Raw genomic sequence first — 14538 nt, 5'->3', positions numbered from 1 at the left:
CCGGATCGCGCCGAGGTTCTACGACGTGGACCCCAGCGGGCGGGCCCGGGCGATCAGGAGGGCCACGTCGTCGCGGTCCCCCTCGTCCCGCAGCGCCACGAGGAGGTGGTCACAGACCTCGTCCAGGGACCCCTGCGGCTCGGAGAGCAGATCGAGCAGTGTGTTGATGCGGGCATCTATGGCATCGGACCGCGTCTCGATCAACCCATCGGTGTAGAGCACGAGTTGGTCGCCGCTCTCCATCTTCACGGTCGTCTCCTGGAAGGCGATGTCACCCACGCCGAGGGGGGTCCCCGAGGGCAGGTCGAGGAGTTCGGGGCGCCGGCCGGGTCTGACCAGGATGGGCGGCAGGTGGCCCGCGACGGCGATCCGGCACTCGCCGCGGTGCGGGTCGTACACGGTGTATATGCACGTGGCGAACGCGGGGTCGAGCTCTGCGGCGGTGTGGTCGAGGTGGCGGAGCACTTCGGCCGGCGCGAGGTCCAGGTCCGCCAACGTGCGGGTGGCGGTGCGCAGTTGGCCCATGGTGGCGGCGGCGTTGATGCCGCTGCCCATCACGTCGCCGATCACGAGGGCGGTCTTGTTCCCGGCCACCGGGATGGTGTCGAACCAGTCGCCGCCGATCTCGCTGGCCGACTGGGCCGGCTGGTAGCGGTAAGCGATCTCCAGGCCGGGCCTGCGGGGCGGCCTGGGCGGGAGCAGGTGGCGCTGGAGAGTGAGGGCGGTGCGGCGTTCGCTCTGGTACGAGCGGGCGTTGTCGATGCAGACCGCCGCGCGGGCGGCCAGTTCGCCGGCCAGGACGACGTCGTCCTCGTCGAACGGCAGCTCGTTCCTCGCGCGGCCCAGGTCCAGCGCGCCGAGCACCTCGCCGCGCGCGATGAGCGGCACCGCCAGATAGGAGTGCAACCCTGCCCGGGACAGGACCCGCGCGGACTTCGGGTCGGGGGCGATGCGCTCCATGTCCGCTTCGCTCACATGCTCCACCAGCACCGGGCGTCCTGAGGTCACGCACTGGGTGATGTACCGGTCGGCCGCGTAGCTGGCGATCTGCCCGGGGGTGTCGGCGGCGTGGAGCGCGTTGGTGGAGTAGGCCGCCGTCACCGCCAGTGCCCGGAACAGAGCGGGCCCTCCGGCGGTCGGGGTGGCCTGGCTGCGGCCCTGGAGCACGGCGTCGAGTATGTCGACCGCCGCCAGGTCGGCCAGCTCGGGGACGACCACCGACGCCAGCTCGTGCGCGGTCTGCTCGACGTCCAAAGTGGTGCCCACGGTCCTGGACGCGTCGGCGATGAAAGCCAGGCGCCGGCGGGCCCGGGCGGCTTCCTTCGAGGCCCGGTGCTGTTCGCTCACGTCCACCACGGAGATGGCCAGGCCGAGGACTCGGCCGGCCGGGTCGTCCAGCCGGTAGTAGGACGCCGACCAGGCGTGTTCCACGTCGGCGGCGCCGCCGGGGCGTCCGATGGTGAACTCGTTGAGGACCGGCGTGCCCGTGGCCATGACCTGGCGCATCGTGGCCGTGATGGCTTCGGTGTCCAGGAACGGAAGGGCCTCGCCGACGCCGCGGCCGATGTGCTGCTCGGCGGGCAGGGCGTTGATGCGTTCCAGCGCGGGGTTGACCATCACGTAGCGCAGGTCCGTGTCCAGGACCGCGAGCCCGATGGGCGACTGGGCCACCAGCTGCACGGACAGCGCGAGGTCCCTCTCTACGCGGCGCAGGAGTGCCCGGTCGCTGGCGATGCCTAGGGCGTAGACGTCTCCGAGCTCGTCGTGGAGCCGCATGTTGCGGAACTCCACCAGGCGGGTGCTGCCGTCCTTGTGGCGTACGGGGAAGACGCCTGCCCAGCTCCGGCCGCTCTCCATCACCTCGGCGAACAGGCCGAGCACCAGATCCACGTTTTCCGGGGCGACCAGGAGCGGCGCGGCGTACTGCCCCAGTGCCTCCTCGGCGGTGAAGCCGAACAGCTCCTCGGCCTGCGGGCTCCACAGACAGATCCGGCCCTGGGCGTCGATCATCACCGCGGCCACGGACAGGGCGTCCAGGAGGCCGCCGGGTTCGGAAACCGTGCCCGCCGTCGTCAGGCCCGTCCGCGACGAACCGATCGCATCCATCCAGTCACCTCCCCGGAATCGCCGGGGTCCGAGGGACGGCTGAAGGGGATCAGCCCGGTTCGGGATGTCATCGACTCCATCGAGGACGAGTATGTTGTCAGCCGGAGCCCCGGCGTGTACTGCGGTCCAGATTCTCGGCCATGCTGTCTCCAGACTCCCCACGGCATTTTATGCCCCTTTCCCGGGGAAGGTCATGTTCGCTTCCTCCACTGCTGGTGGGCCGCGCCCACGCGGGGCCGACGGTTCTGGCCCACACCGGTCATCTCCAGGCCGTCGACCGCCGCAGGGGACAGCTCGGACTCCCGCAAGCCGGACAGGGGCATCCAGGTGACGGCGCTGGTGGAGTCGTCCTCCTTGGTCACCACGGGAGAGCCGGGCTTGAGGTCGACGCGGTAGAAGAGCCCCACCAGATGCCAGTCGATGCCGAGCCGGCGAGCGGTGTAGGCCCTCGCGTCGACCAGCCGGGCGTCCAGGAGCTCCAGGCCGGTCTCCTCGTACAGCTCGCGCCCCAGCGTCTCGTGCGGCTGCTCCCCCGGGTCGATCCCGCCACCGGGCAGGTGCCACAGGCCGGGCTCGAACACCGGTGAAGTGTCGGCGAGTTGGGTGAGCAGCATGTGCTCGTCGATGACCGCGACCGCATACGCCGAGACTCGCGAACGCATCCGACCTCCCACGTTGCACCCCTGCGGACACCGCCGCCCCGATGACGGCCGATGCAGGGGAACAACCTATCGATCACGGGCGCCGCACGGTCGCGAATCACGGTGAACGCATGGAGCCCGCACCACGCGTCAACGTGACACGCCGATCAGCTCCGTGCGGGTGTCCCGTGCGGGTATGGCAGAACATGGCACATGTCCGCTCGTTGAGATACCCGAGGACGCCTTCAGGTTCCTGTCGTGGCGACGGCAACCGGTGCACACCCTGAGGGCGAGCCTCCGTCAAGGCCCCCTCCGCGCCCCACCGGGCAGGGAGGGGGCCTTTCTCGTCGTACCGCCCCTCGGGCCGGCCGCGTCGGCATCAGCCGATCGGTCGACCCCGGTGTCATCCGTCGGGCTCCCGCACCGCAGACGGCAGGCCGACCGGTGAGCGCGGGAGGCGGCCGGAGAATGGACTCCGGAACGGACATCGGAGCGCCCCCGTTCCTTCCCTACGGATCCTTCCCTACGGACATGGAGCACCGAGATGCACGACCGCGACCGCCGACTCCTGGAGGCCGCCCGGCGTGGTGACGCCGCCGAGGTGCGCGCCGCCCTCGACGCCGGGGCCTCGGTGCAGGCCTGCGACGAGGAACTGCGCTCCCCGCTGCTGCTCGCCGCCCTCAACGATCACGTTCAGGCCGCGCGGGTCCTGGTCACGGCCGGCGCCGACCCGGACGCCCAGGACCGGCGCCACGACAGCCCGTGGCTCGTCACCGGCGTCACCGGCAGCGTCGCGATGATGCGCCTCCTGCTCCTGGCGGGTCCGGATCTCACTCTGCGTAATCGCTATGGGGGTGTTTCGGTGATCCCCGCCAGCGAGCGCGGCCACGTCGCGTACGTACGGGCGGTGCTCCGGGAGACGGACATCGACGTCAACCACGTCAACGATCTCGGTTGGACCGCTCTGCTCGAAGCCGTGATCCTCGGTGACGGGGGCCGGGCGCACCAGGAGATCGTGGAGCTGCTGCTCGCGGCGGGCGCCCGCCCGGATCTCGCGGACGCGGAAGGCGTCACGGCCCTGGAACACGCGGAACGCCGCGGCTTCGACGCGCTCGCGGCGCTCCTGAGGGCCGCGTCATGACGGCCCGCGCGCGCGGTGTGCTCGGGGCCATGGCGGTCGTCCTCCTCGCGGCGGGGTGCACGGCGACCGGCACCGCCGACTCCACCGCGTCCTCACCCCGGGCAGCCACCGCCACCCCTTCGGCGCCGGCGCCCGCGCGAACAGCTCAAGGCACGTTGCTGGTGGCGGACTTCGGCAGCGACACGGTCACGTTCGTGGACCCCGAGCGCGGCACCCTCGACTCGGTGAAGGTGGGCACCGCACCGTACGGGCTCGTCGTCGGCAAGGACGGCCGGGCTTGGGTTGCGACGGCCGAAGGGGTGGCCGTCGTCGACACCGAGACGCGCGAGAACGTCGGCCGTATCCCGTACACCACGAAGACAGGCCCCGCCACGACCGGCGAGTACCGCGGCGGCGGCATGGGCATCGCCCTCGCGCCCGACGGAAAGCATGTCTACGTGGGCGTCAACGTACCGGACAGGAACGGGGTGTTGGAGGTCGTCGACACGTCGTCGCGGAAGGTCACGGACACCGTCCCGGTCGGCCGCCGCCCCTTCGATGTGGATGTCGCCCGCGACGGCGGCGAGGTGTACGCCACCGGCCACGACTCGTTCGACGTGACCGCCGTCCGCACGGACACGCTCTCCCCACGCCGGTTCGAGGTCGCTCCGTACGGCACAGAGGGCGGACTCGGCTCGTGGCTGAAGCCGCACTACGCCGCCGTGCGCGACGACGGAAAGCTCCTGCTGCCCTTCGAGGGCGAGAAGCTGGCCGTGCTCGACCCGCGCACCGGCGAGGTCGCCGTCGAACCGATGACCGCCGACACCCACCAGCACGGCGCCACGCTCACCCCCGACGGCACGCTGCTCGCAGTCGGCACCGGCCCGATCAGCGCAGGCGACAACGACGCCTCGCTGACCATCCGCACCGCCGAGGGCAAGGAGCGCGTCGTCCCGCTCGACGGTCCGCACGAGGACGTCGCCACCTCGCGCGACGGCCGCACCGCCTACGTCACCGGGGGCTTCACGCGAGACGGATTCTGGGACGGGATCACCGTCGTGGACCTGGAGAGCGGGAAGACCCACCGGCTGCCCGCAGGTCATCGTCCGCTGGGCATCGCCGTTCTGTGACGACGCCCAGTGCCGTTCTGTGACGAGGCCCGGCCCCACACGGGCCGGGCTCTGATTCAGATGCGAACCGGCAGCGCGATCGGATAGGTGCCGTCGCCCGCGAACCCGACGCGCTGGACGGCCTCCCGCTCGACGGCCAGCCTGAGGCTGTCCCGGCGCAGGAACAGCTCGTCGAGGATCACCTCGGTCTGGAGGTTGGCGAGCGCGGCGCCGATGCAGCGGTGCGCGCCGTGTCCGTACGCGATGTGCCCGGCCCCGCGTGCCACCTCTCGTGTGAGGTCGAGCCGCGTGGCGTCGTCAAAGGTTCGCGGATCGCGGTTGGCGGCCAGCAGACCGCTCGTCACGCCCTCGCCCCGGCGCACCAGGACGCCGCCGAGTTCCACGTCCTCGGTGGCGTACAGGGTGGCGCCGACCCGTACCGCCGACACATGACGGAGCAATTCCTGGACGGCGCGCGGCAGCAGGTCGCGCTCCGCCCGCAGCCGGACCGTCTCCTGCGGGTGGTCGAGGAGGGTGAGGACCGCGTCGGTGATGAAGAAGGCGGGCGGCGCGATCCCCGTGTTGATCAGCAGGAAGACGAGAGCGATCATCTCCTGGCGCGTCAGTCGCTGCCCCTCTGCCGCCGTGGCGCTGGAGCGCAGCAGGTCGGAGACCAGGTCGTCCTCGGGCGCCGGGCCACGGAGGTCGAGCAGCCGGCCGATGTACTCGGCGAGGTGGTCGATGCCCGGCAGGAACCGGTCCGGTTCGCCGGACTCGTAGTCCCTGATCCAGCCGCTCACCTTCGGCCGGTCGGCCGCTTCCACGCCGATGATCTCGCAGATGACGTCCGTCATGACCGGGTAGGCGAAGGCGCTCAGCAGGTCGAACTGGTCTCCCTTGGCGACGAGTTCACCGGTCACGTCCTGGACGATGCGCTCGATGCGCGGACGCAGCGCGGCGATCCGGCGCGGCGCGAAGGCCCGCATCACGTGCGTGCGCAGGCGGGTGTGCTCGGGCCCGTCGACCATGACGAGGATCTCCAGGTACTGCCGGTACTCCGGCGGCAGCCCCGCGTCGTCGAGCAGTTCCGCGCCGACACCCCCGCCCTGTGCACCGGGAACCTTCGCCAGGTCCCGGACGAAGCGGGTGTCGCCGAGCGCCGCCTTCACCACGTCGTAGCGTGTGGCCAGCCACACGGGGGTTGTGGTCCCCGGGAGTGTCACCCGTACCAGCGGGACGTCGTGGCCGTGCGACGCCTCGTCGATCTGAGTGTGGGTCAGTTGCATTGGTGCGGCGGTCGGATCGGTCATGTCCTCACTCCGTTTCGCGATCACGTATCCCCTGACGTGATCTCGGTCGCCAGCATCCAATGGAACACGGGTACGAGTGGGTGGCGTGACCAGTTCGTGATGCACGGGTGGATCTCGCGTTCAGCGGCCGGAATCGCCTCCGGAGAGGCGCTCAACGGCCCGGGACGTACTCGCTGCTCTCCGCCGGGCGGCCTTCTGTTCGCGTGCGGCGTCCCGGACCCGTACGGACGCCTCGTCCGCCGCCTCGGCAGCGGTGCGCCGCTCCTCCTCGGCCTCGCCGAGCCGAACCGTCAGGAGTGCGACGCGTTCGTCCGCATCGGACCGCCGGGTGGTGGCCCGCTCGTGCTCCTCCTCCGCGCGGCGCACGTCGTCGTCGCGACGGCCCGCTTCGGCCGCGGCCGCGGTGGCTGCCTTCATCGCCTCCTTCAGGCGGGCGCGGCGCTTCTCCTCAGCGGGGTCGGGGGTCTTGCTCGCCGGGGCGGGGGTGGGCCTCTCGGCTTTCTTCGACACCTGCGCCACAGGCGCCGTGCCGGGGAAGTCGGTGGACACGGTGGGCACCGTCGTGAGCCTGCCGGCGGCCCACTGCTCGGCGACCTCCGCGTCGGCCAGCACCGCGTGGAGGATCTGTTCGACCTCGTGCAGAACGGTCTGGCTCACCGGCTGCCCCGCCCGTCCGGCGAGCCCACCCGCCTGTCGCGCGAGGCCCGCGATCAGCACGTGCTGCTGGTGGCTGAGAGCCCGGAACTGCTCCGGGTCGAGCGTGCGGTGTGCTTCCCGCAGCGCCTGAGCGAGCTCGAGGAGCTGCCTCGCCTCCTCCGTCTGACGCGCCAGGAGGTTCGCCGCCCAGGCGGCGAGAGTCGGCTTGCGGAAGGCTGCGATCCGGCGTGCGGCGGCCGCGTCCCCGGCCCGTTTCGCCTCGGCGACCTGCGCGTTCCGCGCGGCCATGAACTGTACGGGCGGCAGGCGGTAGAGATCCTCGGCGACATCATCTGCGTCCACACGCCCACTCTGCCGTGCGGGCGGCGCGCGCGGCTGAGACGCGCCGGTCGCCGTGCATCAGCGGGACCGGGGCTCTGCGCTCGGCTTCGGGGCGGCTGCGCTGTGGATCGCCTGGGCCGAGAATCTGCGGCACACCCTGGTCGCGTCGTACGGCCACTTCATGGTGGAGGAGGCGCTTCTCCGATGGCTTGGTCGACTGCCTCGTCGACTGGTTGGTCGACTGCTTCGCCGAGCGGCTCGCCGATCTCGTGGTCAGTCGTCCGGGGAGTCGGCACGTCCGGCGAGGCGATCGCCCTCCTGCGTGCGCCGGTAGACCACACGTCGCCCCACTCGCGTACCGACGACCATGTTCGCATCGCGCAGAACGGCCAGGTGACCGCCGACCGTGCCGAGCGACTGCCCCAGTTGCGCCGCGAGTTCGCTGCTGGTCGCGGGGCGTTCCAGCTCGTGGAGGAGGGCGGCGCGGCCGGTGCCGATCAGCCGTTCCAGAGCCTGCGCCGCTCGCGGCCGCCCGGTCTGCCCGGCTGTACCGCGGGCCGGGTACACCAGGGCGTACCGGTCGGGAGGCGCCTCGGCGAGCCAGGTGCCGCTCGTCACGCAGACCGGGACGAACAGCATTCCGCCCTCGCCGACGATGCAGTCAGCGCCCGGCTGGTCGCTGAAGCGGATCGCGTCGGCACCGACCCACGCACTGCGCCGGTTCATGTGCTGGAGCGCCCTGGGCCAGCCGTAGGCGGCGAGCAGCCCCGCCCGGTACGTGACGTCACGTTCCAACAGGGCGCGGCGGCGCGGCCAGTCCGGCGACACATGTGTCTTCCACACGTGCCGAAAGAGGTCGGCGGTCCGGGCTCCCCACCCGTGCCCGGTCAGCCACTCCAGGTCGTGGCGCTTCCAGCTACGGGCCACCGCCGCGTCGAGGTCCGCGCGTATGTCGTCGTCGCGGGCCGCGGCGACGACCTTCAGCTCGTCGGCGAGCGTGGTGCGCATACCGCCGGACGGCGGGCGGCTCACGTAACCGGGGAGGTACTTGGTCGAGCAGATCAGCTCGACGAGCCCGCGGGCGAACGGGTCCGCGTCGAGCGCGGCGTGGAACGCGTCGTGGTGGCGGTCGTACCAGTGGATGAGCCACGGGTCGGAGCAGGGCTTCATCAGGACGCTCATCGACCCCAGCGTCTCGGCGCTCGGCGACAGCGCGAACCGGGACTGTGACAGGGCCATCGAACTCAGCCGCAGCAGCACCATCTTTCGCCTCCCGCCGAAACGTTAGCTTGCGCGCCCGCGGCTGCCCACACTCGGGCCGGTGCTCTCCTCCCTCCTCCGACAGGCCGCGTTCCGCTGGTTCTTCGCCGGACGTCTGGTGTCCCTGCTCGGCAGCTCGATGGCTCCCGTCGCGCTCGCCTTCGCCGTCCTCGACGCCTCGGGCAGCGGCCACGACCTCGGCGTCGTGCTCGCCGCCCACATGCTGCCGCTGCTCGCGTTCCTGCTCTTGGGCGGCGCGGTCGCCGACCGGTTACCGCGCCGGACCGTCCTGGTGGCCGCCCATCTGGGGGCGGCATCCACGCAGGGCGCCGTCGCCGCGCTCCTGCTGACCGGGCACTACTCGCTGCCGCTGGTGGCCGCCCTCGAGTTCGCCAACGGCGTGCTCGGCGCCTTCACGACACCGGCGCTGCGCGGCGTCGTCCCTCAGCTCGTCGCCAAGTCCCTTCTGCGGCAGGCGAATTCCGCGCTCGGCTCGGCCGGCAACGCGACGAAGATCCTCGGGCCGAGTCTGTCGGGTGTGCTGGTGGTGACGGTCGGGAGCGGGCCCGCCATCGCGTTCGACGCGCTCACGTACCTCGTCGCGGCCGGTTTCCTCGCACGGCTCTCCCTCACCGGCACCGCTCGGGCGTCACAGCGAGACACGGTGCTGGGCGACATCCGTGACGGCTGGAGCGCGTTCCGTGCGATCCGGTGGGTGTGGGTCGGCACTCTGTCTTTCTGCCTGCTGAACCTCGTGCAGACCGGTACGTGGCAGATCCTCGGCCCCCAGCTCACCCGGCAGCTCAGCGACGAGACGACCTGGGGTTTCGTGCTCAGTGCGCGCGGGGTCGGCATGCTGGCGTCGAGCCTGGTGATGTACCGGATGACGGTGCGGCATCTGCTGCGGTTCGGGCAGCTGGCGGGGGCGCTGGGCGCGCTGCCGCTGCTCGCACTGGGAGCACAGGGGCACGCTCCCTGGCTGATCGCGGCGGCGTTCGTCGCAGGGCTCGGCTCCTCCGTCACCGCGGTCGCGTGGGACACCTCGCTCCAGGAGCACGTCCCCGCGCACGTGCTGTCGCGCGTCGCGTCCTACGACGACCTGCTGTCCTACGTCTCGGTTCCGGTCGGGCAGCTGTGCGTGGGGCCACTGGCGGAGACGTTCGGCGCGTTCCGGGTGACCGCTGCGGCCGGGGCCGTCTCCGCCGCGGCCAGCCTGATCCCCCTGGCCTCCACAGCCGTACGCCGTCTGCCCCACGCCCGGCCCGACACGTCCGCACCTGGTGCGCATGGTGCAGATGGTCATCCCGGTCGCGGGGGCCGGCGGAGTCTTCGGACAGCTCCTGGTCAGGACGCGCATCGGCAGCGCGGTCGCTGACCTGCCCGACCGCACCGGACTCCCGCTCCTGCCGGACTACGTCATGGCGATGCCGCTGCGCGCGGTGCAGGGTTCGACCACGGCCGCCCTTGCTCACGGCCGCGGGCCTGGTCACACCGCTGCTCCAGCCCGCAACCGTTTCAGATCCCGCGCCCGCGAGCCCTCGACGGCGGCGCTCCGTCGGGGTACGCGTCGGCGGCCTGGTCCGTCATGGGCCGGCCGTTGAGAAGCGGGCGGAGCAGATGCCGCGTGGGTACGCGTTCGATGACCAGGAGCGCGATGTCGTCGTTGAGCCGGCCGCCGGTGTGGGCGAGCAGGTCGCGGTGAATGTGGTTCAGCAGGGAGTCCGGGCCGCCGGCGGGAAAGGACGGGAACGAGGCCACCCGCTCGGCGAGCGGGTAGAAGGCGCCGTTGGGCGAGCGGGCCTCGATGACTCCGTCGGTGTACAGGACAAGGAAGTCACCGGCCGTGAAGGCGAAGTGGTCGCTGAGGAGCGGGGGGACGGGCAGTTCGCCCATGCCCAGGGGCGGTGCGGACTGACGGGGCGCGAGCTCGGTGACCTGGTGTTCGCGCACCAGCAGTGGCGGCGGATGGCCGCAGGTCACCATCTCCGCGTGCGGGCTGTCGTCCGGGATGTCGAGCACGAGGGCGGTGACGAAGTGCTCTCCGGCGTCGTGCTCGGTATCGGCGACCTCCTCCAGGTTCCGGGCGACGCTGTCGTCCATGGCCGCCACCAGGTCGGGCAGCAGAGCGTGGCGGTGCGCGCCCTCGCGGAACGCCCCGAGCACGACGGATGCCTCACCGATGGAGGCGAGGCCCTTGCCGCGTACGTCACCGATGAGTGCGCGGGTGCTGGGGCGGGCGGCGCGGGCGACCGCGAACAGGTCGCCCCCGATCTTGGCCTCGTCCCCCGCGGCCAGGTACAGCCAGGCCACGCGCAGCGGACCGACCCTGCGGGGCGGCGGTCTCAGCAGCACCCGCTGCGCCGCCTCGGACACCGACCGCACCCGGTTCAGCTCCTGGCGGCGTCGTTCCCCCGCACGGCAGAAGATCACGATCAGTGCGGAGAGCAAGGTGATGGCGATGATCTGCGAGATGTGGTTGGCCGTGCTCAGACCGCCGTGCAGCGCACCGATCAGGACCTGGGCGCCCACGGCCAGGAGCCCGACCAGGGCGGTCAGGCGCGGGCCTGCGATGGAGGCGGTGAGGGCCGGTGCGATGACGAGCAGCGGGCCGAGGTGGACGTCGGTCGGGGAGTGGACGTCCACCAGGGTGATCACCACGATGAGAACGAGCGGAACAGCCACCAGACCGCGGCCTGATGGCCGCTCCAGTAGGCGATCCATCGACCATCGCCGGAATCTCACATGGGAAATTTTATACCCGCGTGACTCCCGCGCCCTGTCGCACGGATGGCGCACCATCGCCCCCCACATCCCCTGCGACCTGCTCGAATACCGTGCGCGCCCGGTACGCCACTCCCACGGTGCGGGTGCGCCACTGAGGCGTTCCCGCGCCGGCCCGCAGGACGCCGGCGGCTTCGCGGACCGCCGGACCACCACACAAAAGGGAAGCAAAACTGCTCAGTCAAACTGGACAGGTAAACCTGTCAAATCTACGGTGGAGGCATGAGTAAGAACGCCGTGACCCTGCTGAGCACCCGCCAGGGGCTGACCCGCCCATGAGCAACCCCGAGATACCCGCACCGGCTGCCGAGGGCGGCCCGGCAGAGTCCGAACCCGGGCCGGACGGCGCCCCGGCGGGTCACTTCGACCGCAGGCTGATCCCGCCGATGGTCCTCGGCTCGGTCCTCAACCCGATCAACTCCACGATCATCGCCGTGGCCCTCGTCCCCATCGGGGCGGCGTTCGGGGCGCCTCCCGCGCAGACCGCGTGGCTCGTCTCGGCGCTCTATCTGGCCACCGCACTCGGGCAGCCCGTCGTCGGACGGCTCATCGACCTCTTCGGACCGCGACGCCTCTTCCTGATCAGCACGTCTCTGGTCGGCATCGCGGGCATCGCCGGCACGCTGGCCCCCAACCTGGGCTGTCTGATCGCCGCACGCGTCGTCCTCGGCTTCGGGACCTGCGCCGGCTATCCGGCCTCGATGTCCCTGCTGCGCAGCGAGGCGGAGCGGACCGGCCGGGACAGTCCCGGCGGCATCCTCACCACGCTCGCGGTGTCCGGCCAGACGATCGCCGTCATCGGCCCCTCCCTCGGCGGGCTCCTCATCGACGTGGGCGGCTGGCGCGCCACGTCCGCCCTCAACATCCCCCTCGCGGCGGCCGCCCTGATCCTCGGCGCGCGCCGGCTGCCCGTGCAGGCCCGCCCACGCCGCACCGGCGGCAGGAGCATCGCGTCCGAACTCGACCTCCCCGGAATGGCGCTGTTCGCCGCGCTGCTGTTCTCGCTCCTGCTGTTCCTGATGAACCTGCACGCCGACACGTGGTACCTGCTCGCCATCGCCGCCGCCGCGGCCGCCGCGTTCGCGGCACGTGAACTGCGCGCCGCCGTACCGTTCATCGACCTCAGGGTGCTCGCCGGCAACACCCCGCTGCTCGCCACCTACGGCCGTGCTCTGGTCGCCTACGTGGTCTCGTACGCCTTCCTCTACGGCTTCACGCAGTGGGCCGAGGAGGGCCGTGGGCTCTCGCCGTCGCAGGCCGGCCTCGTCCAGCTGCCGATCTTCCTCACCGGCATCGCCGTCTCCACCCTCACCGGCCGCCACAACGCGATCCGCGGCAAGCTGCTCGTCGGCGCCGTGTTCCAACTCGCGGCCTGCACACTGCTGTTGCGGCTCGACGGCACGAGCCCCGTCTGGATGCTGCTCGCCGTCGCCCTGATCTTCGGCGTGCCCCAGGGACTCAACAGCCTCGCCCTGCAGAACTCGGTGTACTACCAGGCCGATCCGGCGCGCGTGGGCACCTCGTCCGGGCTGCTCCGCACGTTCATCTACCTCGGCTCGATGGTCGCCTCCGCGGCGAGCGCGACCGCGTTCGGGCAGCACGCCGACACCGGCGGCATGCACCAGCTGGCCTGGTTCATGCTGGGTGCCGGGGCGCTCTTCCTGCTCCTGACGGTGTTCGACCGGGGGCTGCGCCACGTCGCCACCCCGGGCTCCCCCGCCTGATCCAGGAGGTCGGCTACCGTGCCTTCGATGACTACTACGGCGATCGGCACCGACTTCAACACCCCTGTCGAAGAACGCTACTTCGAGGACTACGTTCCCGGGTCCAGCTACGTGTACGGGAGCGTCACGGTGACCGAGGAGGAGATCCTCCGGTTCGCCGGCGAGTTCGATCCGCAGGACATCCACACGGATCCCGAGGCCGCGGAGCAGGGTCCCTTCAAGGGCCTGATCGCGAGCGGCTGGCACACCGCCTCCCTGATGATGCGCATGTACGCGGACCACTACGTGAGCAAGGTGGCGAGCCTCGCCTCCCCGGGCGTCGACGAGTTGCGCTGGACCCGCCCGGTGCGCCCCGGTGACAGCCTGTCGATCCGTACGACGGTGATCTCCGCGCGTGCCTCGCGGTCCAAGCCCGACCGCGGGATCGTGCACACCGACATCGAGGTGTTCAACCAGCGCGGCGAAACCGTGCTCACGCTGTCCGCGATGAACTTCCTTCGGCGCCGGACGCAGTGACGGCGGGACCGGGTCCCGCGCGGACACCACGGTCCCGCTCCGGACGCGAGCCGCCGGTCACCGGTCGTCGTCGGGCTCCTCGGGTCGCAGTCGGGGTGCGAAGAGCGTGAGCTGGGCGCCCTCGGGGTCGAGCAGGGTCACACAGTCGCCCGTCGTGTCCGCCTCGCAGCCCGTCACCGTTCCGCCGTGCTCCACGGCGGCCCGTGTACACGTGGCGACATCGCCGACGGTGAAGCGGACCTGCCAGTGCGGCCGCAGCTGCGGGTCGGGGGGCGATCCCGGCGTCCCGCCGACGAGCGCGGCCACCGGCTGTCCCTCACAGACGAGGACGACTTCCTCGTCCTCGTACCGCACGTCGCAGCAGCCCGGGCGCGTCCACCCGAGGACTTCCCCGTAGAAGATCGCGGCGTCGAACGCGTCGCGGGTGACCAGGCGCAGCCACAGGGGCGCGTCCCGGCGCCACGCTCCGAAGTTGCGGACGAGCGCGCCGGCCCAGATCCCGAAGACCGCGCCGGCGCGGTCGGACACCAGCGCCGCCCGACCGGTCGGGAAGCTGATCGGACCGACCCCCACCGTGCCGCCGCGCTCCTGTACGCGGCCGGCCGTCTCGTCCGCGTCGGCCACCGCGAAATAAGGCGTCCACGCGACGGGAACCCGCAGAGCCGGAGCGGTCGCTCCGATCCCCGCCACGGCCCGCCCCTGCGAGAGCGCCACCACGAACCGCTCACCCAGCGAGCCCGTGCGGAACGTCCAGCCCAGGACAGCACCGTAGAACGACTGCGCGGCCGACAGGTCGCGCGCCGCCAGGCTCACCCAGCAGGGAGATCCGAGGATCGCGTGGTGGGACGTGGTGTCGTCCGGTCCGGTCCTTGAGATCAGCTTGCTGTTCATGAAAGGCCGCCCCCTCTCGGTGCCCGGGGGACTCGGTCAGGGCTCTGCCGGCGACCGGGTACCCGTCACACCGGGTCCGACACACCAGAACGCGACGGAAAC

13 protein-coding genes are annotated in these 14538 nt (G+C 71.5%); 6 read left to right on the top strand and 7 right to left on the bottom strand.

Annotated elements, in window-relative coordinates:
- Positions 1–18: 18 nt before the first annotated feature.
- Together ACZ67T_RS19600 and ACZ67T_RS19595 are read right to left on the bottom strand one after the other, a co-directional pair.
- Positions 19–2106 carry a SpoIIE family protein phosphatase gene (locus tag ACZ67T_RS19600; RefSeq protein WP_469985497.1) on the bottom strand — a complete coding sequence of 696 codons (2088 nt, stop codon included), beginning with the start codon at positions 2104–2106 and terminating at the stop codon, positions 19–21.
- A 191-nt stretch (positions 2107–2297) separates the two neighbouring features.
- Positions 2298–2768, bottom strand: coding sequence for an NUDIX hydrolase (locus ACZ67T_RS19595; RefSeq protein ID WP_469985496.1), 471 nt, complete (start codon positions 2766–2768; stop codon positions 2298–2300).
- A gap of 523 nt (positions 2769–3291) precedes the next feature.
- Between ACZ67T_RS19595 and ACZ67T_RS19590 the strand changes: the two genes are divergently transcribed.
- Complete coding sequence (locus tag ACZ67T_RS19590; RefSeq protein WP_469985494.1) at positions 3292–3888, top strand: ankyrin repeat domain-containing protein; 597 nt, start codon at positions 3292–3294, stop codon at positions 3886–3888.
- A complete protein-coding gene (locus ACZ67T_RS19585; protein ID WP_469985493.1) occupies positions 3885–4997 on the top strand; it encodes a hypothetical protein in 1113 nt (370 codons plus the stop codon). The genes ACZ67T_RS19590 and ACZ67T_RS19585 overlap by 4 nt, the downstream gene beginning before the upstream one ends.
- 56 nt (positions 4998–5053) lie before the next feature.
- Here ACZ67T_RS19585 and ACZ67T_RS19580 read toward each other — a convergent pair whose 3' ends face one another.
- The 3 genes from ACZ67T_RS19580 to ACZ67T_RS19570 all read right to left on the bottom strand — a co-directional run bounded on the left by ACZ67T_RS19580 (position 5054) and on the right by ACZ67T_RS19570 (position 8527).
- The gene (locus tag ACZ67T_RS19580) at positions 5054–6286 is read right to left on the bottom strand and encodes a cytochrome P450 (protein ID WP_469985491.1); all 1233 of its coding nucleotides are present in this window, start codon (positions 6284–6286) and stop codon (positions 5054–5056) included.
- 120 nt (positions 6287–6406) lie between these two features.
- On the bottom strand, positions 6407–7285 hold the full coding sequence (locus ACZ67T_RS19575; protein ID WP_469985489.1) for a hypothetical protein: 879 nt from the start codon (positions 7283–7285) through the stop codon (positions 6407–6409).
- A 252-nt stretch (positions 7286–7537) separates the two neighbouring features.
- Positions 7538–8527: an ArsR/SmtB family transcription factor gene (locus ACZ67T_RS19570; RefSeq protein WP_469985487.1), complete on the bottom strand. Its 990-nt coding sequence runs from the start codon at positions 8525–8527 to the stop codon at positions 7538–7540.
- A 58-nt stretch (positions 8528–8585) separates the two neighbouring features.
- Here ACZ67T_RS19570 and ACZ67T_RS19565 point away from each other — a divergent pair, with 58 nt between their 5' ends.
- Positions 8586–9899 carry an MFS transporter gene (locus tag ACZ67T_RS19565; RefSeq protein ID WP_469985486.1) on the top strand — a complete coding sequence of 438 codons (1314 nt, stop codon included), beginning with the start codon at positions 8586–8588 and terminating at the stop codon, positions 9897–9899.
- A complete protein-coding gene (locus ACZ67T_RS19560) occupies positions 9811–10125 on the top strand; it encodes a GntT/GntP/DsdX family permease (protein ID WP_469985484.1) in 315 nt (104 codons plus the stop codon). The genes ACZ67T_RS19565 and ACZ67T_RS19560 overlap by 89 nt, the downstream gene beginning before the upstream one ends.
- On the opposite strand, the gene ACZ67T_RS19555 is transcribed toward ACZ67T_RS19560, so the two are convergent.
- Positions 10040–11245: a PP2C family protein-serine/threonine phosphatase gene (locus tag ACZ67T_RS19555; protein ID WP_469985482.1), complete on the bottom strand. Its 1206-nt coding sequence runs from the start codon at positions 11243–11245 to the stop codon at positions 10040–10042. The genes ACZ67T_RS19560 and ACZ67T_RS19555 overlap by 86 nt on opposite strands.
- A 446-nt stretch (positions 11246–11691) precedes the next feature.
- On the opposite strand from ACZ67T_RS19555, the gene ACZ67T_RS19550 reads away from it, so the two are divergent.
- Both ACZ67T_RS19550 and ACZ67T_RS19545 read left to right on the top strand, forming a co-directional pair.
- A complete protein-coding gene (locus ACZ67T_RS19550; RefSeq protein WP_469985536.1) occupies positions 11692–13029 on the top strand; it encodes an MFS transporter in 1338 nt (445 codons plus the stop codon).
- A 27-nt stretch (positions 13030–13056) separates the two neighbouring features.
- Positions 13057–13545, top strand: a complete 489-nt coding sequence (locus ACZ67T_RS19545; RefSeq protein ID WP_469985480.1) for a MaoC family dehydratase — start codon at positions 13057–13059, stop codon at positions 13543–13545.
- A 57-nt stretch (positions 13546–13602) separates the two neighbouring features.
- Here ACZ67T_RS19545 and ACZ67T_RS19540 read toward each other — a convergent pair whose 3' ends face one another.
- Positions 13603–14436, bottom strand: coding sequence for a VOC family protein (locus ACZ67T_RS19540; protein WP_469985478.1), 834 nt, complete (start codon positions 14434–14436; stop codon positions 13603–13605).
- Positions 14437–14538: the final 102 nt, after the last annotated feature.

Source organism: Streptomyces sp. NPDC107517 (assembly GCF_055582645.1).
This window is presented reverse-complemented; position numbering and strand designations above follow the sequence as displayed.

Bases quoted from the DNA above. Each gene is read 5' to 3' on its own strand.
- ACZ67T_RS19600 (WP_469985497.1), bottom strand. From the start codon at position 2,106: ATGGATGCGATCGGTTCGTCGCGGACGGGCCTGACGACGGCGGGCACG.
- ACZ67T_RS19595 (WP_469985496.1), bottom strand. From the start codon at position 2,768: ATGCGTTCGCGAGTCTCGGCGTATGCGGTCGCGGTCATCGACGAGCAC.
- ACZ67T_RS19590 (WP_469985494.1), top strand. From the start codon at position 3,292: ATGCACGACCGCGACCGCCGACTCCTGGAGGCCGCCCGGCGTGGTGAC.
- ACZ67T_RS19585 (WP_469985493.1), top strand. From the start codon at position 3,885: ATGACGGCCCGCGCGCGCGGTGTGCTCGGGGCCATGGCGGTCGTCCTC.
- ACZ67T_RS19580 (WP_469985491.1), bottom strand. From the start codon at position 6,286: ATGACCGATCCGACCGCCGCACCAATGCAACTGACCCACACTCAGATC.
- ACZ67T_RS19570 (WP_469985487.1), bottom strand. From the start codon at position 8,527: ATGGTGCTGCTGCGGCTGAGTTCGATGGCCCTGTCACAGTCCCGGTTC.
- ACZ67T_RS19560 (WP_469985484.1), top strand. From the start codon at position 9,811: ATGGTGCAGATGGTCATCCCGGTCGCGGGGGCCGGCGGAGTCTTCGGA.
- ACZ67T_RS19555 (WP_469985482.1), bottom strand. From the start codon at position 11,245: ATGGATCGCCTACTGGAGCGGCCATCAGGCCGCGGTCTGGTGGCTGTT.
- ACZ67T_RS19550 (WP_469985536.1), top strand. From the start codon at position 11,692: ATGGTCCTCGGCTCGGTCCTCAACCCGATCAACTCCACGATCATCGCC.
- ACZ67T_RS19545 (WP_469985480.1), top strand. From the start codon at position 13,057: ATGACTACTACGGCGATCGGCACCGACTTCAACACCCCTGTCGAAGAA.
- ACZ67T_RS19540 (WP_469985478.1), bottom strand. From the start codon at position 14,436: ATGAACAGCAAGCTGATCTCAAGGACCGGACCGGACGACACCACGTCC.